Origin of the sequence: Thiosulfativibrio zosterae (assembly GCF_011398155.1) — a bacterium.
Classification (GTDB): domain Bacteria; phylum Pseudomonadota; class Gammaproteobacteria; order Thiomicrospirales; family Thiomicrospiraceae; genus Thiosulfativibrio; species Thiosulfativibrio zosterae.
The window spans coordinates 1,772,253-1,793,873 of record NZ_AP021888.1 but is presented as its reverse complement, the minus strand read 5'-3'; the positions used below and the strand labels follow the sequence as shown (position 1 = coordinate 1,793,873).

The 21,621-nt window shown below is 43.1% G+C and carries 18 protein-coding genes; 16 read left to right on the top strand and 2 right to left on the bottom strand.

Annotated elements, in window-relative coordinates; genetic code table 11:
* The first annotated feature begins 59 nt into the window (after positions 1-59).
* A complete protein-coding gene (locus tag THMIRH_RS08255) occupies positions 60-2,066 on the top strand; it encodes an alkaline phosphatase PhoX (RefSeq protein ID WP_243831418.1) in 2,007 nt (668 codons plus the stop codon).
* 120 nt (positions 2,067-2,186) lie between these two features.
* Complete coding sequence (locus THMIRH_RS08250; protein WP_243831417.1) at positions 2,187-3,941, top strand: hypothetical protein; 1,755 nt, start codon at positions 2,187-2,189, stop codon at positions 3,939-3,941.
* 29 nt (positions 3,942-3,970) lie between these two features.
* Here the strand turns inward: THMIRH_RS08250 and recN are convergent, their stop codons facing one another.
* A complete protein-coding gene (gene recN / locus THMIRH_RS08245; RefSeq protein WP_243831416.1) occupies positions 3,971-5,683 on the bottom strand; it encodes a DNA repair protein RecN in 1,713 nt (570 codons plus the stop codon).
* Between the two features lie 44 nt (positions 5,684-5,727).
* Positions 5,728-6,603, bottom strand: coding sequence for an NAD(+) kinase (locus THMIRH_RS08240; protein WP_173291637.1), 876 nt, complete (start codon positions 6,601-6,603; stop codon positions 5,728-5,730).
* Between the two features lie 123 nt (positions 6,604-6,726).
* On the opposite strand from THMIRH_RS08240, the gene grpE reads away from it, so the two are divergent.
* From grpE to THMIRH_RS08170, 14 genes are all read left to right on the top strand, one after another.
* A complete protein-coding gene (gene grpE, locus THMIRH_RS08235; RefSeq protein WP_173291636.1) occupies positions 6,727-7,281 on the top strand; it encodes a nucleotide exchange factor GrpE in 555 nt (184 codons plus the stop codon).
* A 103-nt stretch (positions 7,282-7,384) separates the two neighbouring features.
* Entirely contained in the window at positions 7,385-9,304 is a 1,920-nt protein-coding gene (gene dnaK, locus THMIRH_RS08230) for a molecular chaperone DnaK (RefSeq protein ID WP_173291635.1), read from the top strand.
* Positions 9,305-9,514: 210 nt separating this feature from the next.
* Positions 9,515-10,684, top strand: coding sequence for a molecular chaperone DnaJ (dnaJ, locus tag THMIRH_RS08225; RefSeq protein ID WP_173291634.1), 1,170 nt, complete (start codon positions 9,515-9,517; stop codon positions 10,682-10,684).
* 13 nt (positions 10,685-10,697) lie between these two features.
* Positions 10,698-11,498, top strand: a complete 801-nt coding sequence (dapB, locus tag THMIRH_RS08220; RefSeq protein ID WP_173291633.1) for a 4-hydroxy-tetrahydrodipicolinate reductase — start codon at positions 10,698-10,700, stop codon at positions 11,496-11,498.
* A gap of 48 nt (positions 11,499-11,546) precedes the next feature.
* Positions 11,547-12,320 carry a pseudouridine synthase gene (locus THMIRH_RS08215; protein WP_198415221.1) on the top strand — a complete coding sequence of 258 codons (774 nt, stop codon included), beginning with the start codon at positions 11,547-11,549 and terminating at the stop codon, positions 12,318-12,320.
* Positions 12,313-12,534 (top strand): VF530 family protein, encoded by a 222-nt coding sequence (locus tag THMIRH_RS08210; protein WP_173291632.1) that lies wholly within the window; start codon positions 12,313-12,315, stop codon positions 12,532-12,534. The genes THMIRH_RS08215 and THMIRH_RS08210 overlap by 8 nt, the downstream gene beginning before the upstream one ends.
* A 60-nt stretch (positions 12,535-12,594) precedes the next feature.
* Positions 12,595-13,011, top strand: a complete 417-nt coding sequence (gene arfB, locus THMIRH_RS08205; protein ID WP_173291631.1) for an alternative ribosome rescue aminoacyl-tRNA hydrolase ArfB — start codon at positions 12,595-12,597, stop codon at positions 13,009-13,011.
* Positions 13,004-14,230 (top strand): redoxin domain-containing protein, encoded by a 1,227-nt coding sequence (locus tag THMIRH_RS08200; protein ID WP_173291630.1) that lies wholly within the window; start codon positions 13,004-13,006, stop codon positions 14,228-14,230. Before arfB ends, THMIRH_RS08200 begins: the two co-directional genes overlap by 8 nt.
* A 316-nt stretch (positions 14,231-14,546) precedes the next feature.
* Positions 14,547-15,686, top strand: a complete 1,140-nt coding sequence (carA, locus tag THMIRH_RS08195; RefSeq protein WP_173291629.1) for a glutamine-hydrolyzing carbamoyl-phosphate synthase small subunit — start codon at positions 14,547-14,549, stop codon at positions 15,684-15,686.
* Between the two features lie 17 nt (positions 15,687-15,703).
* A complete protein-coding gene (gene carB / locus THMIRH_RS08190) occupies positions 15,704-18,919 on the top strand; it encodes a carbamoyl-phosphate synthase large subunit (protein ID WP_173291628.1) in 3,216 nt (1,071 codons plus the stop codon).
* 125 nt (positions 18,920-19,044) lie between these two features.
* On the top strand, positions 19,045-19,521 hold the full coding sequence (gene greA, locus THMIRH_RS08185; protein ID WP_173291627.1) for a transcription elongation factor GreA: 477 nt from the start codon (positions 19,045-19,047) through the stop codon (positions 19,519-19,521).
* 183 nt (positions 19,522-19,704) lie between these two features.
* On the top strand, positions 19,705-20,061 hold the full coding sequence (locus tag THMIRH_RS08180; protein WP_173291626.1) for a hypothetical protein: 357 nt from the start codon (positions 19,705-19,707) through the stop codon (positions 20,059-20,061).
* Between the two features lie 79 nt (positions 20,062-20,140).
* Entirely contained in the window at positions 20,141-20,986 is an 846-nt protein-coding gene (locus THMIRH_RS08175) for a ferritin-like domain-containing protein (protein WP_243831415.1), read from the top strand.
* On the top strand, positions 20,986-21,621 hold the full coding sequence (locus THMIRH_RS08170) for a class I SAM-dependent methyltransferase (protein ID WP_173291625.1): 636 nt from the start codon (positions 20,986-20,988) through the stop codon (positions 21,619-21,621). The genes THMIRH_RS08175 and THMIRH_RS08170 overlap by 1 nt, the downstream gene beginning before the upstream one ends.

Sequence of the window (21,621 nt, the reverse complement as noted above, 5' to 3'; positions counted from 1 at the left end):
AAAGAGCCAGGGAAACCTGGTTTTTTTGTTTTCAAACCAAAGCCACAAAGGGTGTATGGATGTCACAAATCCGCAAAATTAATTTCATTTTTGAGTCAATAAACCGTAACAAATGGTCGCTAATATTTGCAATGTTATTTTTAACTTCAAATCTAAAGGGTGACCCTACAATGAAATTTACAAAATTAAACATTGCGATGGCAATGGCTGTTTCGGCTTCAACAATAGCTTTGGTTGGTTGTGGTGCAGATGGAAAAGATGGTGCGGTTGGCGCTACAGGTGAAGTCTATTCAACCCAGCTTGACTTTACTGAAGTTGCCCCAGCAATCACTTCAGAAGAGAAAAATGTGATTCGTACGACAACCGCTGTAAAAATCGCGGGTGAATCTCAAACTCTTTCTTACACGCGTTTAATGAAAACGGGTGATACTGATAACGGCGAAACCTTTGGTGTTGTAAAGGATTATCAAGATCAGCCCGCTTTAGCTTCAGATGGGTCAACTTATCTTTGTAACGGTACAGATGAAGGTGTTGGTTCTGGTTTAGACCACGTTTCATTGTTACAAAAAAACAGCAAAATTTATATGGTGTCACAGTTCGAGTGTGAGCCTGGCGCTATGTACATGAATGAAGTCACTCAAAATTCATCGACTGGTGCTTTGTCAGCTACCCCTAATACGCTTAAATTTGTAAGTCAAAAGGAAGGTTTTGGTGGATGGGTTCATTGTGCGGGTATGACTACACCTTGGCAGTCTCACCTAGGTTCAGAAGAGTATGAACCTAATGCTCGTAACATTCTTTCCTCTGCTGATGATAAGTATTACAAAGCAACCGTTGATGCCTTCTGGAAAGGTGACGATAGCAAGTCTAGTGCTTACTACTATGGATGGACTCCAGAGGTTTCTGTTGATGCTTCTGGTAATCCTGTATATACCAAACATTATTCAATGGGGCGATTTGCGCATGAATTGGCTTATGTCATGCCTGACCAAAAAACTACTTACTTAACAGATGATGGAACTAACGGTATGTTGTTCATGTTTGTAGCGGATACTGCAGGTGATCTTTCTGCGGGTACTTTGTATGCTGCAAAATGGAATCAAACTTCAGATGTCGGAGCAGGGGCTGCTTACTTAACTTGGATCAGTTTAGGTCATGCAACGAATGCTCAAATTGAAGCTTTATTGAATAAAGACAATGACAAAACAACCGGAACTGACGCGATTAAATTTGCTGACATTTTTGATACTGAAACGCCAGTTTCCGGTGTGTGCCCTACACCTGGAGATGGTTTGACTACAGGTTTCAAAAGTGTGAATACTTCTTGGGGTAATGAGTGTTTGAAGCTTAAAGACATTAATGGCGATTCAACCGTTGATGCAGCTGATCAAGCATTAGCAGGTCGTTTGGAGTCTCGCCGCATGGGTGCTATTTTAGGCGCAACCTCTGAGTTCCGTAAAAAAGAAGGTATTACCTTTAACGATAGTGGCAAAGTGATGTACATTGCTATGTCTCAAATTGGTAACGGTATGGAAGACAATAATGCCTCTAATGATCTAGGCGGCAATAATGATATCAAATTAACTAAAAACTCTTGTGGTGCTGTTTATAGTTTAGGCGTTGCTACCGATACAACGATTGGTTCAGATTATGTTGCTTATAACATGAAAGGTCTTGTTGCAGGTATTCCTACAACTTACTCTTCAACTTCAGCATTGTCAGGCAATACCTGTGATGTAGATGGTATTGCGAACCCTGATAATGTCACGTTCCTTGAAGGAACTAGCACATTAATCATTGGTGAAGATACTGATATGCATCCAAATGATATGGTTTGGTCATATGACATCAATACTGGCAAAATGCAGCGTATTGCAACAGGTCCATTCGGTTCTGAAATGACCAATTCTTATTGGTACAAGGATATCAACGGGTTTGGTTATTTAACCAATACGGCTCAACATCCGTTTGGTGAAGTGTCTTCAACTTATGTACGTCCAACTGGCGTTGAATCAAAAACTGAAACAGGCGTTATTGGCCCTTTCAATTTCAGTAAGTTGAAATAAAGCTTTGGTTTATTAACCTAAAAAGGCGCCTAGTGCGCCTTTTTTGTAAATAGTGTTTTTAAGTAAGCTAATTGTCTTAGTGGTTTTTCTTAAAAATATTACGAGTATTTAGGAAAAATAATGAAAAAAATATACATGTTTTCTGGCTTAGCATTATTGGCAGCTATTTTAGTAGTATCTTTTAAGGGCAATAATGATAAGGTCGCAAAAGAGACGGTTATTCCTATTGACAACGCTTTATCCGCAGATTCAGCTAAACGTAGTTCTGCTCCTAAAAGTGATTTAGGTATCAGTCTTAAATCCAATGATTTATTAAATAACCCTTACGCCTATATTCCCAGCCAATGCTACACCAAAACCAATGTCGCAGGTCAGGTGCATAATCCATGTTTTAGTTGTCATACAGTGGGACAAGAACCCAATTATATTGACGATAGTGAATTTCAGTTGGTGGCAGGCTTTAGGGCAACCACCCAAAAAAACGCTTGGACAAATCTATTTAAAGATCGCACGAGCGCAGTGAATGCAATATCTGATGATACCATTTTAAACTATGTTAATAAAACCAACTATTTGACCGGAGATGGCAAGATTGAGCTGGCGGAGCGTTTAAAGAACTTACCCGAAAACTGGGATTATGACGGTAATGGCAAGTGGGACGGTTATACCCCCGATTGTTATTATCATTTTGATTCCGAGGGGTATGACCAAGACCCGTCTGGAAAAGATACCGGTTGGCGAGCTTTTGCATATTCACCTTTTTTAGGGACTTTTTGGCCAACTAATGGTTCCACCGATGATGTGTTGATTCGTTTGCCGGAATCCATGCGTCAAGATAGCCAAGGGCAATACAGTCGAGAAGTTTACAATTTGAATCTGTCGATTGTTTTGGCGATGATTCAACGACAAAACATTACCATTCCAGAAACCGACGAAAACATTTACGGTGTTGATTTAAATAAAAATGGTCAGCTGGATAAGGCTAAGCAAGTAGTTTATGACTGGGCGCCCTTAGAAAATAAATTGATGTTTTATGTGGGTAAAGCAAAATCTTTGCAAGAAGCGGGCAGTTTGCATCTTGCGGCAGGTTTGTATCCAGAAGGCACAGAGTTTTTGCATTCGGTGCGTTATTTGGCTTTGGATGACAAGGGCCAAGTTACTTTATCTCCCAGACTCAAAGAATTGCGTTATGGCAAGAAACTTTTTTGGAACACCTATTTTCAATTAAAAAATGCGACCTTATCAGAAATTAAAGAAGGCGATTTGAATCCTGATCGTTTAAGAAGAATTAAAGGCGATGCGGAGTTTGGCTTATCCAATGGGGTCGGTTGGGTTTATCAAGGATTTATTGAAAATGTTGATGGCAAGTTGCGCCCACAAAATTTTGAAGAAACGCTCAATTGTATGGGTTGTCACTCAGGCATTGGCATTACCACCGATTCAAGCTTTGCCTTTCCACGAAAATTAGATACTTCGCATTATCAACAAGGTTGGTACCACTGGACGCAAAAAAGTTTGGCGGGTTTGAAAGAACCTAAGTTTAAAGATGGCACTTATCAATATACCGAATATTTGTTAAACAACCATTCTGCCAATGAATTTCGTAACAATGATGAAGTTATTACTAAATTTTGGAATTCGGATGGCTCGATTAAGCAAGATCAGTTGTCCTTATTGCACGATGATATTGCAGAGCTTTTGATTCCATCTCGCGAGCGTGCTTTGCAGCTGAATAAGGCTTACAAGGTTATTGTGGATGAGCAAAGTTATATTTATAGCCGAGATGCGCATGTCAAACCGTTGGACGAAGTGGTTTGGCAAGAGGTTCCAGAGGGCGAATTGACGGGTGTAACTACGCCAGTGATTCATCACTGATTTGAGTTGGATGTTGAGCAAAAGCCCGATTAATTCGGGCTTGTTGATATGGATTGCGCCGTTTCTAGCATTTCTTGTGCATGGCTGCGGGTTTGTTCGGTGATTTTGAGTCCGCCGAGCATTCTTGCGAGTTCTTCAATGCGGTCTGCGGTGTTCAGTTCGTTGACTTGGGTAAAGGTTAAGTCGTTTTCGGTGGTTTTGCTAATGTGGTAATGTTGATTGCCGTGCGCGGCCACTTGCGCCAAATGGGTGATAGACAAGACTTGACGATGGCTGCCGAGAGTTTGCATTTTTTGCCCGACCACTTCGGCAATTCCGCCACCGATGCCGACATCCACTTCATCAAAAATCAAAGTTGGCAAACTGGCGACTTCGGCACTTGCCACTTGAATAGCTAGACTGATGCGCGACAATTCACCTCCTGAAGCCACTTTGGCAAGTGGTTGCAAAGGTTGGCCTTTGTTGGCGGTCACCAAAAGTTCGACCCTGTCGCTGCCCGTTGCCAGCGGTTTTTCTAAAGGCGTAATTGCTATTTCAAATTGACCGTTGGGCATACCCAGTTCGTGCATAGAGGCGGTGACGGTTTTGGCTAAAATTTTGGCCGATTTTTGTCGCGATGCACTCAAAGTTTTGGCAGATTGTTCGAATGTTTGGAAAGCGTTTTTAATTTCGGTTTCCAAGTGTTCTAGTGAGTTAGAAGAGTCGGTGAGTAGGTCAAGTTCTTGGCGCAGTTGTTGGTGTTTTCCCACCAATTCTTCGGGCGAAAGGTGGTATTTTTTGGCCAAGCCAAACAGCTCTGCCAAGCGTTCTTCAACTTGTTGTAAGCGTTCTGGGTCCAGTTCAATGCTGTTGCCTTGATGCTGGCAATCTGCAGCGGCTTCTTGGGCTTCTATCAATAATGAGTTAAGCTGAGTTAAGGTGTTTTTAAGTTGTGGTTGAAATTCTACCGCCGACTCTAATTCATCAATTGCTCTGGCCAAGCGTTCGCTCACGCCATCTTCTCCATCAATCAGTTCATAAGCATTTAAGCTGGCTTGTTGGATTTCTTGGGCGTGTGACAGGGCATTTTGTTCCTCAGACAATAATTCAAATTCTTCCGCTTGTGGTGAAACCTTATTGAATTCTTTGAGTTGAAACTCTAGGAGTTCTATTTTGGAGGTTTTGTCGCTCTGTTCAGCGGTTAATTTTTGATAATGTTGCGTTAATTTTGACCAGGCCTGGTAGTTTTTACGGCATTTTTCGACCAAGTCTGGGTGTTGCGCGTAAGCATCCAATAACGCAAGTTGTTGGTTGGCGTGTAAGAGCGTTTGGTGTTCGTGTTGACCGTGTATGTCAATCAGCAGGGCGCTGAGTTCTTTGAGCTGCCCAATCGCCACGGGCAGTCCGTTGATGTAGGCCTTAGAGCGACCTTCGCTGGTTACGGTGCGGCGTAATAAACAATTGTCCTCGTCATCGAGCTCTTGTTGCTTGAGCCATTCAAGGGCATGGGGTACTTTTTGGATGGCAAAGTCGGCAGTGACATCCGCGCGATCCGTACCATAGCGCACCAGTCCGCTGTCAGCTCTTTCGCCCAAGCACAAGCCTAATGCGTCTAATAAAATGGATTTACCCGCACCGGTTTCGCCTGTTAAGGTGGTGAAACCCGTTTTAAATTCTAGGGTGAGTTTTTCAATAAGAGCGAGATTTTGAATACTGAGTTCTTGCAGCATGATGTGTCCAGTGCCTAAGTTGAGTGTGCGCAAGATTCTATCATAATTACCTTAAAGAAAAGCAAGTTTGAAATTTGTTACAGTTTTTGTCCCCAATTGAGTTTGGCGCGTAACAATTGTAAATGGTCGTGACCTTTAGGGTGGATCATGGTGAGTAAATTGGCATGGCGCTTAATGAAAGTTTTGTGATCTGCTGTGATGTGAAAAGTCACCTGACCATCACAGATAATGCTGGCATTGCCTTCGCAGTTTTCGTGAGGGCGAATCATCACTTCACTTTGCCCAGAAATCACCAAGGGGCGATTACTCATGGTGTGTGGATTGATTGAAACCAAACTGAATACATCCATGGTGGGGTCTAAAATCGGGCCGCCAGCCGACAGCGCATAAGCGGTAGAGCCGGTAGGGGTGGCCACAATTAAACCATCTGAACGTTGGCTAGACAGAAAGCGGTTGTCGATAAAGGTTTCAAACTCGACCATGCGTGGCGAGTCGTTTTTATGTAATACCACATCATTAAAGGCGACTTGGTTAAAGAGCACCTTATTGTTTTTGATAATGGTCACTTCTAGTAAATTGCGTTTTTCGTGGTCATATTCGCCATTAATAATGTCGCTGAGCGATTGAATCATCACGCTCGGTGAGATATCTGTTAAAAATCCCAAACGCCCTAGGTTGATGCCAATGACTGGAATGTGTTTGGTGACAATGCTGCGCGCCACATCTAATAAAGTTCCATCGCCACCGACGACGATAGCCAAATCCATATTGTCTAGGTCTTCGTCACGATGCACCAGTTTTACGCCATAGCGGTCAATTGGGAAATCAGCACAGGAAAAGGCGTCCAAAAAAACAGTCTTGTGGCGGCTTTGCAAAAAATGAATCGCCTTATCAATCAGCTCCCAAGATTGAATGCCGTTGTATTTGCCATAAATAACGATGTTATTAAACATAATGAGGAATCTGCTGAGTTTGAATCATTTTATTTTAAATTATTTAACCCTTGAGGACTTGAAAAAAAAATTGCTAACCCCATAAAGCCAAAGATTTTAATTTGACATCCTAGGAGAGACCCCGTGTCTGATAAACAAACTGAACTGAATGAAGAGCAAATCCCAACGGTGGATGATGCGGAACAAACCTTAGAACAAGCCGAACAAGCGGTGTCGGATGACTTAACGGCTTTGTTGGCAGAAGCCAAGAAAGAAGCGGATGCGCAAAAAGATTTGGCTTTAAGAACGCTGGCGGACATGGAAAACCTAAGACGCCGTACGCGTATCGATATTGAAAGTGCTCATAAATTTGCGCTAGAAAAATTTGTAAATGCGCTCATGCCTGTTTTAGATTCGATGGACATGGGATTAGTGGCGGCGAGAAATACCGAAGCCAGTATTGAGAGCATTCGTGAAGGGTTAGAAATGACTTTTAAGCAAACACTGGATGTTTTAAATGAATTTAATGTTGAACGCATTGACCCAAAAGGCGAAGTATTTGACCCGAAATTGCATGAAGCCTTAACAATGATTCCTTCACCAGACCATGCAAGTAATACGGTGGTGGATGTTATTCAAAAGGGTTATACCCTTAATGAGCGTTTGGTAAGACCCGCGCGAGTCATTGTTGCTCAGTAAGCAAAGTATTAAATAAATTTTAAATTAACCCTTGAAAGCCATCAAAACAACCTTATTAAAGGGTTAACGAAAAAAACAGATTTCAAAATTGGAGAATAGAAAAATGGCAAAAATTATCGGTATCGATTTAGGAACTACCAACTCTTGCGTAGCCATCATGGAAGGCAAAGAAGTTAAAGTTATCCCAAACGCTGAAGGCGCGCGTACAACCCCATCAATCGTTGCTTACACCAATGATGGTGAAGTATTGGTTGGGGATTCTGCAAAGCGTCAAGCAGTGACTAATCCAAAAAATACTTTATTTGCAATTAAGCGTTTGATTGGTCGTCGTGCCACAGATGCGGTTGTGACCAAAGACAAAGACATGGTGCCTTACAACATCGTTGCCGCAGATAACGGCGATGCATGGGTTGAAGTCAATGGTAAGAAACTTTCACCACAAGAAGTTTCAGCGCGTACTTTGATGAAAATGAAGAAAACCGCTGAAGATTATTTAGGCTATGAAGTGACTGAAGCGGTGATCACGGTTCCTGCTTACTTCAACGATTCACAGCGTCAAGCCACTAAAGACGCTGGTAAGATCGCTGGTTTAGAAGTTAAGCGTATCATCAACGAGCCAACAGCAGCGGCTTTAGCTTATGGTATGGATAAAGTTAAAGTAGACAGCAAAATTGCGGTTTACGACTTAGGTGGTGGTACTTTCGATATTTCAATTATCGAAGTGGCTGACATGGACGGTGAAAAGCAAGTTGAAGTCTTGTCTACCAATGGTGACACTTTCCTAGGCGGTGAAGATTTTGACATGGTCATCATCGAGTACCTCGTAGAAGAATTCAAAAAAGAACAGGGTGTTAACTTAAAGGCAGATCCTTTAGCGTTACAGCGTTTACGCGAAGCGGCTGAAAAAGCCAAAATCGAATTGTCATCACGTGAGCAAACGGATATTAACTTGCCTTACATCACCGCAGATGCGACTGGGCCTAAGCACTTAAATTTAAAAATTACCCGTGCTAAGTTTGAATCTTTAATTGAAGGCCTAGTGGCGCGTTCTATCGAACCTTGCCGTATTGCACTGAAAGATGCTGGTTTATCCGCTTCTGAAATTGATGATGTTATTTTGGTTGGGGGCTCAACACGTGTGCCTATGGTACAAGCGCGTGTTAAAGAGTTCTTTGGTAAAGAGCCTCGTCGTGATGTTAACCCAGATGAAGCGGTGGCCATGGGTGCTGCGATTCAAGGTGGGGTATTGTCGGGTGATGTAAACGATGTGTTGTTGTTGGATGTAACACCGCTATCTTTAGGGATAGAAACCATGGGTGGTGTTATGACTAAGTTAATTGACAAAAACACCACAATCCCAACGCGTAAGTCACAAACTTTCTCAACAGCGGATGACAATCAATCTGCGGTAACCATTCATGTGTTACAAGGTGAGCGCGAGATGGCGTCTGGCAACAAGTCTTTAGGTCAATTCAACCTAGACGAAATTCCACCAGCGCCACGCGGTATGCCACAAATCGAAGTAACCTTTGACATTGATGCCAACGGTATTTTGAATGTGTCTGCTAAAGACAAGGCAACCAACAAAGAGCAACACATCACCATTAAATCGTCTTCTGGTTTATCTGAAGAAGAAATTGAAGCCATGGTAAAAGATGCCGAAGCGCATGCTGAAGAAGATCGTAAGTTAAAAGAATTGGTTGAAGTGCGTAACCAAGCAGATGCAATGATTCACGGTACGCGTAAATTATTGACTGAGCAAGGTGAAGCCGTTGAAGCTTCTGAAAAAGAAGCCATTGAAAAAGCGATTACAGACCTAGAAGCCGCTATCAAAGGCGATGACAAAGCTGATATTGAAGCCAAGTCGCAAGCCTTAGCAGCAGCAAGCCAAAAGGTAACTGAAAAAGCCTATTCACAACAAGCAACTGATGCCAATGCGGGTGCACAACAACAAGGCTCTTCAAAAGCAGATGACGATATCGTTGATGCAGAATTTGAAGAAGTTAAAGATGACAAGAAATAATCTTTGAGATTATTCTGTTAGACCTCGGGCAATTCGTTTAGAATTGCCCGTTTTTATTTAACCCATTAACACCATAGTTACCATTCAAAAAGGACTTACAAAGCCAAAAAGTCTGCTAAAACTAACCAGGCCTGGTTGTTTTTAGGGGTTTTTTAGTGAGTTTTTAGGTCAATTTTGAATGTTAACGATTAAAAATAGCGATTAATTCCCATGAGCAAAAGAGATTATTACGAAGTTCTAGAAGTGGCCAAAACCGCCTCAGAAGCCGAAATTAAAAAAGCCTACCGCAAGATGGCAATGCGCTATCACCCTGACCGCAATCCAGATAACAAAGAAGCCGAAAACAAATTCAAAGAAGCCTCAGAAGCTTATGAAATTTTGTCGGATGCGCAAAAACGCCAGGCCTATGACCAATTCGGTCACGCGGGCGTTGATGGTTCGGCAGGTCGTGGCGGATTTGGCGGCGGTGGTGGATTCGCGGATTTTGGTGACATCTTTGGTGATATTTTTGGCGGCGGCTTCAGTGGCGGTCGTCAACGCGGCCCACAACCGGGTGCGGATTTGCAATATGAACTAGAGGTTTCATTAGAAGATGCCGTGGCTGGCACAACGGTGGATATTCGTATTCCAACCAAAGAAATCTGTGATGCTTGTGATGGTTCTGGTGCCGAAAAAGGTTCAGATGTTCAAGTTTGTCCAACCTGCCATGGTCAAGGTCAAGTGCGCATGCAACAAGGTTTTTTCAGTGTGCAACGCACCTGTCCAACCTGTCACGGTGCAGGCAAGATTATTAAAACGCCTTGTAAAAAATGTCGTGGCGAAGGCTATACCCATAGCCATAAAACCTTGTCGGTTAAAATTCCAGCAGGCGTGGATAATGGTGATCGTATTCGTTTGCAAGGCGAAGGCGAAATTGGCGAAACAGGCGCACCTCGTGGCGATTTATATGTGCGCATTCGCGTTAAACAACACAAGATTTTTGAGCGCGATGGCAACACACTTTACTGTGAACTGCCCTTGGCTTTCACAACCGCAGCCTTAGGCGGTGCAATTGATGTGCCGACCTTAAATGGCAAAGCCAGTTTAAAAATTCCTGCCGGTACTCAGTCTGGACAACGCTTTAAATTGGCTGGCAAAGGTGTTAAATCAGTGCGCACCTCGCATGTTGGCGATATGATTGTGCAGGTGTCAATTGAAACACCGGTAAAATTAACCGAAGAACAAAAAGAAATCTTGCGTTCATTCGAAGCCAGTTTGCAAGGCAAACACCACAAACAACACAGCCCCAAAGAACATAGTTTTTTTGATTCGGTGAAATCTTTCTTCACAGGTGAAGATGATAAAAAAGACGATGACAAAAAAGACGGTCCTTGGAACTGATTAAGGAAAAAATATGAGAGTAGCCATTATTGGTGCCTCCGGGCGCATGGGGAAAAACTTAATTGTGGCGGTTCAAGAAACCGAAGGCTTGCAAGTGAGTGCCGCGATCGAGCGCCCAGATTCTAGCTTAGTTGGTGCGGATGCTGGTGAATTAGCCGGCATTGGAAAAATTGGGGTTGCTTTGGTCGGTTCATTAGAAACGGTGGTGGATGATTTTGATGTGTTAATTGATTTTACGACACCTGTAACCACGGTTCACAATTTAGAAGTGTGTGTTGCCAAGGGTAAAAAAATTGTCATAGGCACCACAGGGTTTGATGAAGCGGGATTGAAAGCCATTCACCAAGCCGCAGAAACTATCGGGGTGGTGTTTGCTGCCAACTACAGTGTGGGTGTGAATCTATGTTTAAAGTTGCTTAAACAAGCGGCAGAAGTTTTGAATGAAGGCTATGATATTGAAGTGATTGAAGGTCACCATCGTCATAAAGTAGATGCACCCTCTGGCACAGCTTTACGCATGGGTGAAGTGGTTGCCGAAACCCTAGGGCGTGATTTAAAAACTTGTGCGGTCTATGGTCGTGAAGGCATTACCGGCGCGCGTGACCCCAATACCATTGGGTTTGCAACCGTTAGAGCGGGCGATATCGTTGGTGACCACACGGTGTTATTCGCCACAGAAGGTGAGCGTGTTGAAATCACTCATAAGGCGTCTAGTCGCATGACTTTTGCCAAGGGCGCGGCGCGCTCTTGTCATTGGATAGGCAGTAAGGAAAAAGGTCTGTTTGATATGCAAGATGTTTTAAACTTGCGTTAAAACACAAACGTAATAACCTCAATAAAAGCATCCATTTTGGATGCTTTTTTGTTTTGGAGTCTTGAATTGTCTGGCCACAAAACCCGACTTGATCGCTATATCAGTCAGCAAACGACACTCAGTAAATCGCAAGTGCGAATGTTGGTGGCGCAGCGCAAGATTTGGGTAGATGACCAAATCGCACAGTCCGTTCAGCAAACGGTTGATGAATTTTGCGAAGTGAGGGTTGAGGGGCAAATTCTAGCTAAAAAAACGCCAGATTATTGGATGCTCTATAAACCCGTCGGTGTTTTAAGTGCCACGCAAGATGCCAAACATCCTGTGGCGGTGGATTGTCTAAGAGCGCTTTCTGTAGTGCAACGCCAAGATTTGCATTTGGTGGGGCGTTTAGATTTACACTCTTCTGGGTTATTATTGTTAACCAATGACGGGCGTTGGTCGCAAGCCATGATTGCGCCGCATAATAAAATGCCTAAGGTATATCAGGTGGTGGTACAAAATCCACTCACGGAACAAATGGTGCAAGGCTTTAATGAAGGTGTTTTTTTGACTTACGAACAGGTCACCACTCGACCTGCAAAGTTAAAAATCTTGGCACCAAATTTGGCAGAAGTGACCCTGTGGGAAGGGCGCTTTCATCAAATCAAACGCATGTTTAAACGGTTAGGTAATCGAGTGATGGCATTACATCGCGTGCAAATAGGGCCTGTAAAGTTAGATGCCTCCTTGCTGCCTGGCCAAAGTCGGCGCTTAACGCCACCAGAAGTGCAGGCTTTAAGCCAAGTTAATACAGCAACGAACAAGGAAAACTTCAGTGACTGAACAAAAAAATAATCCATTACACGGCATCACGCTTGAGAAAATGGTGGTGGATTTATATGAACACTTTGGTTGGGGTGGTTTGGGTTCGCGGGTAAAAATTAATTGTTTTAATCAAGACCCCTCGGTGAAATCCAGTTTAAAGTTTTTGCGCCGCACCCCTTGGGCAAGAGCAGAAGTTGAGGCCTTGTATGTGGCGACTTTTGTTAAAAAATAGCCCAAATTTTAACCAGGCCTGGTTAAATTTAGCCCTGAAATTGCCTGTTGGAAGCGCACAATGTTAGTGCTTTCACCGCGCTTGTCGCTGCCTCTAGTCGAAATAGAGATTACTGCCATGCGAGCGCAGGGTGCGGGTGGTCAGAATGTGAATAAGGTTTCCAGTGCCATTCATTTGCGTTTTAATATTCCAACCAGTTCTTTGCCTAATTATGTCAAAGACAACTTGTTAAGCTCAAACGATAAACGCATTACCAAAGAGGGTGACTTAGTCATTAAGGCGCAGCGTTTTCGTACCCAAGCGTTAAACCGTGAAGATGCCTTGGCGCGTTTAGTGGAATTGCTAAAAACAGCCATGATACAGCCCAAAACTCGTTTAGCAACTCGGCCAACCCGAGCTTCGCAACGCCGCCGCCTTGAAGCCAAAACCAATCGCAGTGTGATAAAACAATTAAGAGGCAGGGTTTTAGATGCTTAAGTTTTGGGGGGTTTTATGGTTAATCTGGATGGGCTTTGCAGCGGCTTTTGCATCTGCGGATGAGATTCAGTTGACGCAATTTAAGGTTGAGAATCCAAAGGCATTGGTTTTATGGCTGCCCTCTGAAAGAGGCGTTTTGCCTCAAGAAAAAGCCTTGGCTCAAGCGTTGGAGCAGCAACAAATATCCGTTTGGATGCCAGATTTGTTTGAATCTTATTTTTTGCCCATTGCCCCCAGCAGTTTGCTGAAAGTGCCCGTGGCTGATGTCACTGAATTAATAGCACAGTTTCAAAAACAACAGCCGAGTTTGCCTCATTATTTAATCACCTCAAATCGAGGTGCCACTTTGGCCTTAAAAGCCTTGGCGGCAAAACCCAAATCGCAGAATTTGGGTCTTATCTTTTTAAATCCCAATCTCTATATCAGTACGCCTGAACCTGGCAAGTTGGCAGAATATTGGCCAGAGGTTTCACGAGTCAATTATCCCATTTACATTCGCCAAGCTGAATTAGCGCCTTCTCGTTGGCACTTGCAAGCCTTGCAAGAGCAGTTAAACATGCGTGGGTCAGATGTTTTTATACAGCTCTTGCCAAAATTACGCGACCGTTATTATTTTCGAGCCGATGCGAATGCCTACGAGCAGGATAGAGCGCAGTTTTTGGCAGCAGATTTGATGCAATCCATGAGGTTATTAAATCCTTATTTAGCCGAAAAACGCTTTAATTCAGCGGTTGGGCAAGCTGAAATCGCAACTGAAATTAAAGTGCCAGATAGAAAGATTGGATTACAAGTTTATCAAGGTCTGGCGAATAAACCGCTCGCTTTGCCCAGCTTTGAAGGTAATATGGTGAGCTTGACCGATTTGCATGGCAAGGTGGTGTTGCTTAATTTTTGGGCGAGTTGGTGTCCGCCTTGTGTGCATGAGATGCCTTCCATGGCAAACTTAAAAACCCAGCTCAATCAAAAACCTTTTGAAATCTTGGCGGTCAATTTGGCGGAAGAACGAGCGGTGATTAAGCAGTTTAAGCAGCAGCATCCTTTAAATTTTCCTGTCTTAATGGATTTGCAAGGTCAAGCTGTGCAAGATTGGCAGGTGTTTGCTTATCCCAGTTCTTATTTAATCGATAAACAGGGTAAAATTCGCTATGCCTTGTTTGGCAGTTATGATTGGCAGAATCCACAAGCCCTTAATATTATTAACGAATTAATCCATGAATAGGGCGCCAAAATCTCATTTGGCGTTACGCTACCTAGCTGCAAATAATCAGTTTTTTTCCGGAATATCGCCTAGACATGCCAAGGCTAATCGAGTAAAATCCGCGTAATTAAAATTAGCTGGCTAAAAGACTTTAAAATGACATTAGCAGCGGGTAACGGGGTATTTAGCGGAGATGACAAAAGTCATTTGGCATTCATAAACGGAGCACATCCTTGTAAGGGGATTGGCTCCGTTTTTTTATATACGCTTTTTATCTTTTAATCCTTCATATTTAGTTAGCAGCAAACATCGGCAAACTCTCGGGCGGGAAATACACATGACACAGGCTTTACTGGCATTAGAAGACGGCACCCTTTTTTGGGGAGTCTCATTAGGTGCGTTAGGGGAAACTGTAGGTGAAGTAGTGTTTAATACTTCATTGACCGGTTATCAAGAAATCCTAACGGATCCTTCATATTTCAAACAAATCGTAACCTTAACTTATCCTCACATTGGTAATGTTGGCGTTAACGAAGAAGATGCTGAGTCAAACGCAATTATGGCGCAAGGGTTAATCGTGAAAGATTGCCCAGCAGTGATGAGTAACTTTCGTGCGCAAAAAACCTTGCCAGACTATTTAAAAGAACAAAATGTCGTGGCGATTGCCGATATTGATACGCGTAAACTGACACGCATTTTGCGTGACAAGGGTGCGCAAGCCGGTGTGATTGTGGCCGGTGATAATATCAATGCCGAAGATGCCGTTGCCAAAGCTAAAGGATTTGCAGGCTTAAAAGGTATGGACTTAGCTAAAGAAGTCACTACACCGACCACTTACTCGTGGACTGAAGGTTCATGGGCATTAAATGCAGGGCATGCCGATTGCTCAGCCAATAATCAATATCATGTGGTTGCGTTTGACTATGGCGTGAAACGCAATATTTTGCGTATGTTGGCAGACCGTGGTTGTAAATTAACTGTTGTGCCTGCTAAAACAACTGCTGCCGAAGTTTTAGCCATGAATCCAGATGGAGTATTTTTATCAAACGGGCCTGGTGATCCAGAGCCTTGTGATTATGCAATTACTGCGATTCAAGATATTTTAAAAACTGATATTCCGGTGTTTGGTATTTGTTTAGGTCACCAATTGTTAGCGTTAGCGTCAGGTGCTAAGACCGTTAAGATGAAGTTTGGTCACCACGGGGGTAACCACCCAGTGCAAAACATCGATAACAAAAAAGTGATGATTACCGCGCAAAACCACGGCTTTGCGGTGGATGCGGATACGCTACCAGCCAATGTCAAAGCCACTCACAAGTCTTTGTTTGATGGTTCATTGCAAGGGATTGAGCGTACAGATAAGGCTGCGTTTAGCTTCCAAGGTCACCCTGAAGCCAGCCCAGGGCCTCATGATGTTGCGCCGCTGTTTGATCAGTTCATTGCCAATATTCAAAAATTTAAACAAACTCAAGTGTAATTGATAGGAATTTAGAGATGCCCAAAAGAAGTGATTTAAAAAGTATTATGATCATTGGTGCCGGTCCTATCATCATAGGACAGGCCTGCGAGTTCGACTATTCCGGTGTTCAAGCCTGTAAGGCTTTGAAAGAAGAAGGTTACCGCGTTGTATTGGTTAACTCCAACCCAGCGACCATCATGACCGATCCTGAAATGGCCGATGCTACTTACATCGAGCCGATTGAGTGGAAAACCGTTCGTAACATCATTGCCAAAGAACGCCCTGATGCGATTTTGCCAACCATGGGTGGTCAAACTGCCTTGAACTGTGCTTTGGATTTAGATCGTCACGGTGTTTTAAAAGAATTTAATGTTGAGTTGATCGGCGCGAATGCTGATGCCATCGACAAAGCAGAAAACCGTGATCGTTTCCGCACCGCCATGCAAAAAATTGGCTTGGATATGCCCACTTCTGCGGTCGCTCACACCATGAAAGAAGCTTGGGCAATTCAAGCGCAAGTCGGTTTCCCAACGGTGGTGCGTCCATCCTTCACGCTTGGGGGGTCTGGGGGCGGTATTGCTTACAATAAAGATGAGTTTGAACAAATTTGTAAGTTTGGTTTAGATTTGTCACCGACCAATGAGTTGTTAATCGAAGAATCGATTATTGGTTGGAAAGAATACGAAATGGAAGTGGTGCGTGACAAAAACGACAACGCCATTATTGTTTGTTCTATCGAAAACTTGGATCCTATGGGGGTGCATACCGGTGACTCGATAACTGTTGCACCTGCCCAAACGCTTACGGATAAAGAATACCAAATCATGCGTAATGCCTCTTTGGCTGTTCTGCGTGAAATTGGGGTTGAAACAGGGGGGTCAAACGTCCAGTTTTCGATTAACCCTGAATCTGGTCGTATGATTATCATAGAGATGAACCCGCGTGTATCGCGTTCATCAGCCTTGGCTTCAAAAGCAACTGGTTTCCCGATTGCCAAAGTGGCCGCGAAATTGGCGGTTGGTTATACGCTGGATGAACTTCAAAACGACATTACCGATGGTGCAACCCCAGCCTCTTTCGAACCTTCAATCGACTATGTGGTCACCAAAGTTCCGCGTTTTACCTTTGAAAAATTCCCTCAAGCCAATAAGCGTTTAACCACCCAGATGAAATCTGTGGGTGAAGTCATGGCGATGGGTCGTAACTTCCAAGAATCTTTACAAAAAGCATTGCGTGGTTTAGAAACGGGTAAAAATGGTCTGGATGAAGTCATGTCTTTGGCGACCATGGATGAGAAAGATATTAAAGATGTATTGCGTCACGAATTGCGTATGCCTGGCCCAGATAGATTGTGGTACGTAGCAGATGCTTTCCGTGCCGGTTGGGACATTGAAACCGTTTATGATACCTGCCAAATTGATCACTGGTTCTTAGCGCAAATCAAAGAATTGGTGGACATGGAAGACGAGTTGAAACAACGCGGTTTAGATGCGTTGGATAAAGACTACTTGCGTCGTTTAAAGCGTAAAGGTTTTTCGGATAACCGTTTAGCGGCGCTTTTAAAAACCGATGCGGCTTTTATTCGCAAATTCCGTCATACCCTTGGGGTTCGTCCGGTTTATAAGCGTGTGGACACCTGTGCGGCGGAATTTGAAACCTCAACGGCCTATATGTATTCTACTTACGAAGATGAGTGTGAAGCGAATCCAACCACTCGTGACAAAATCATGGTGTTGGGCGGCGGTCCAAACCGAATTGGTCAAGGCATTGAATTTGATTATTGCTGTGTTCATGCGGCCATGGCGATGCGTGAAGATGGTTATGAAACCATTATGGTGAACTGTAATCCAGAAACCGTTTCTACCGATTACGACACATCTGACCGCTTGTACTTTGAGCCTTTAACGCTTGAAGATGTATTAGAAATTGTTGATGTTGAAAAGCCTAAAGGCGTTATCGTGCAGTACGGTGGACAAACGCCGCTTAAATTGGCTGAAGATTTAGAAGCAGCCGGCGTGCCGATTATAGGTACATCGCCAGAGTCGATAGACTTGGCAGAAGACCGTGAGCGTTTCCAGCAGCTATTAAATACTTTGGAACTTAGACAACCGCCTAACCGCACTGCCCGCAGTGAAAGCCAGGCCTTGGTGTTGGCTAACGAAATTGGTTATCCATTAGTGGTGCGTCCTTCTTATGTATTGGGTGGTCGTGCCATGGAAATCGTTTATAACGATGCTGATTTATCGCGTTATATGGTTGAAGCGGTTTCGGTTTCTAATGATTCTCCAGTGTTATTAGACCGTTTCTTAGATGATGCGATTGAGTTGGATGTTGATGCGGTATGTGATGGCGAACTCGTTGTCATTGGTGGCGTGATGGAACACATTGAGCAAGCGGGTATTCACTCAGGTGACTCAGCGTGTTCATTACCGCCTTACAGCATTCCAATGCATATTCAAGATGAAATTCGTTCTCAAGTCGAGAAAATGGCCAAAGGTCTGAATGTGGTTGGTCTTATGAACACACAATTTGCGGTTAAAGGCGAAGACATTTATGTTCTAGAAGTTAACCCTCGTGCTTCAAGAACGGTACCGTTTGTATCAAAAGCCATGGGCAAGCCTTTGGCTAAAATTGCCGCACGTTGTATGGTGGGGCAAAAATTGGTTGATCAAGGGTTTACCAAAGAAATTCGCCCTGATTTTTATTCGGTTAAAGAAGCGGTTTTCCCATTCATCAAGTTCTTGGGTGTTGACCCAATTCTTGGGCCAGAAATGAAATCAACGGGTGAAGTCATGGGGATCGGCCAAACTTTTGCCGAGGCTTATCAAAAAGCCTTGTTGGCGGGCGGAACTATTCTGCCGACTTCAGGCAAAGCATTCTTAAGTGTGCGCCAAGCAGACCGTATTAAAGTGGTTGAATTAGCTCGCCAATTGATTGCCAAAGGGTTTACCATTTTGGCAACACGTGGCACGGCGAAAGCCTTGCAAGAAGCCAATATTGAATGTCAAATCGTGAATAAAGTTACTGAAGGGCGTCCAAATATTGTGGACTCAATTGTGAATGAAGAAGTGGCTTTGATTGTGAATACATCTGATGGTTCGGTCAGTATTAAAGATTCATCGAGCATTCGTCGTGAAGCCTTGATGCATAAAACTTGTTACACCACGACCATGGCGGGAGCTTTGGCAATGGTTGCGGCGATGGAGTTTTTGGACAACCAAACCGTTACTCGTTTACAAGACATTCACTAAAACTGGTTTGAACTTAAAGCGCCGAGGTCTTTGATCTTGGCGTTTTTATTTATAATACAAAAGATTCAAATTGAGACCTTTGCACGAGTGGGGCTCAAATTATAAAATTATAAGGTTGATGGGTTATGCAAAGACATCCTATGACAAAAGAAGGCGCTGATGCGCTGCAAGTAGAATTAAATAAGCTTAAAAAAGAAGATAGACCTGCGATTACCGAAGCCATCGCTACTGCGCGTGAACATGGTGATCTAAAGGAAAATGCTGAATATCATGCAGCACGCGAACAACAGGGCATGATTGAAGCACGTATTAAGCAGATTGAAGCAATTTTAAGCAATATCCAAATCATTGATGTGACCAAATTAAACCCGAATGGCAAGGTCGTTTTTGGGGCAACAGTGACGGTTTTAAATATTGATACTGACGAAGAGTTAACTTACAAAATTGTGGGTAACGAAGAAGCCGATCTAAAACACAATAAAATCTCTGTCAATTCACCGATTGCGCGTGCCATGATTGGAAAATCTGAAGGTGACGAAATCGTGGTAGAGGCGCCTAAAGGTAATATTGACTACGAGATTATTCAAGTTCAATATATTTAAAAAATGACTAGATACTTGAGGCGAGCCATCATAAGAATGGCTGCAAGCCTTAAGATATGGGGATTATAAAAAACCCTTATAAGGGATTCATTATTTTCTAATATTTTCAAGTTGCATTTTTACCCTAAACCCGTCAAAATGTGTCCGTTAAAACAAATACAACCTATTCGGAGTTACTCAAGAATGAAATCATTATCAATCAAAGCATTATTCATTTCTGCGTTTGCAGTTCTTTCATTGAATGCTCAAGCAGCAGATTCAACTTACAATTTGTGTGTGTCTGATGCAGAAAACTTAATTTCTACTGCAAAAGCTAAAGGCATCAAAGAAGCTAAGGCACTTGAACAAAAAACCACCCTTGCTCAATGCTACGAAGAATTAAATGCGATTGAAGCTAAATACGGTGACGCAACTAAAGGTGTTAACCCTTCAGCAGTTATGACTCCAGAAGATCGTGCTAAGTGGGCTAAATTGTTTGATTCTATCGATGCTAAACAATTTAAAGGTGTTCCTTTCCTACAAGCATCTTACTACCGTTAATTTTTGAGTTAACGATGTGTTAAAAGCCGGCCATGTGCCGGTTTTTTTGTTTAGAAACTTCCAGCTCAATAAGGTCCCCATGGCTAAACTCAATATTTTTACGACGGTTTATGAGTGTTTAATGACTCAAGAACTGGATGCTAAAGTCCAAAAACTTCAAGCCTTGCAAGAACTATGGTCGGAAGATGCTTTTGAGTTTACGCCCACCGCAGAAATTCATCGTGTTCCAGATGCAGGTCGGCCTGAATTGCCGATTTTGGTCAGCCCTAAGGATTTACCTAAACGCCGTTTAGGATCAAAAGAAGGGCAAGTTGCGTTAATGCATTCGATTGCGCATATTGAGTTTAATGCGGTTAACTTAGCCTTAGATGCCATTTACCGATTTCAGACAATGCCACGTGCTTATTATCAAGATTGGCTAGGCGTTGCGGGTGAGGAGTCTTATCATTTTCAAATGGTGCGTGAGCATTTGTACCATCTAGGTGCCGAGTATGGGGATTTAACCGCCCATAATGGTTTGTGGTTAACCACCTACGAAACCGACCATGATCCCTTAGTGCGTATGGCTTTGGTGCCGCGTACTCTAGAAGCTCGTGGTTTGGATGTGACCCCACCCATGTTACAAAAATTGCGTGCGATTGGCGATAAGCGGGGGGTAGAAATCTTAAAGATTTTATTGCGTGATGAAATTGGTCATGTGGAAGTCGGTACTCGATGGTTCCGCTACTTATGCGCCGAGCGAGGTTTGAATCCATTTAATACTTTTAAGGAAATTCTCGAAAATTATTACCACGGTGATTTACGAGGCCCCTTTAATATTGAAGCGCGTATCGCCGCGGGATTTTGTGAAGATGAAATTGCCTGGTTGACTTCTATCGAGTCGCAGAGTGCTAAAGCGGTTGCTGCCAATAAGGCCAATGCCTAATGGCCTTAACTGAAAAGCAACGCTTGCGTATTCAAGCGCGCCACAAGTATTCGATAGAGCGTTATGGTTACGAGCCCAGTGCTTTGTTTTGGAGCAGTAAAGAAATTCAAGAATTGCGCTTTCAGGTCATTTTAAATGCGATAGCAGAATTTTCAGATGTCACGCAATCTTTAAAGCTATTAGATGTGGGTTGTGGTTTTGGTGATTTTAACGCCTATGCACTTAAAAATGCTTGCGAGTTTGAGTATGTTGGCATAGATGTATCGCCTGATATGGTCGCTGCCAGCCAGCTAAAATACCCAGGCCTGGTGACTTTTAATGGAGAAATCTTTGATTTTAACTGGCCAGATAACAGTTTTGATTGGGTGATATTATCCGGTGCGTTAAATGAAGTAGTGGATGATTCTGGGAAATATGCACACTCGGTGATAAAACAGATGTTGCGTTTCGCCAAACAGGGCGTGGTTTTTAATTTGTTAAACCGTAACGAAGCTTGGATAGCGTCTCGCCCCGATTTGCAAAGTTTTTATCCCCATGACATGACAGTATTTTGTGACAGCTTGGCAAATGAAGTGATTTGTATTGAAGATTATTTACCCAATGACTTCACAATGGTTTTACTAAAAGATCTTTAG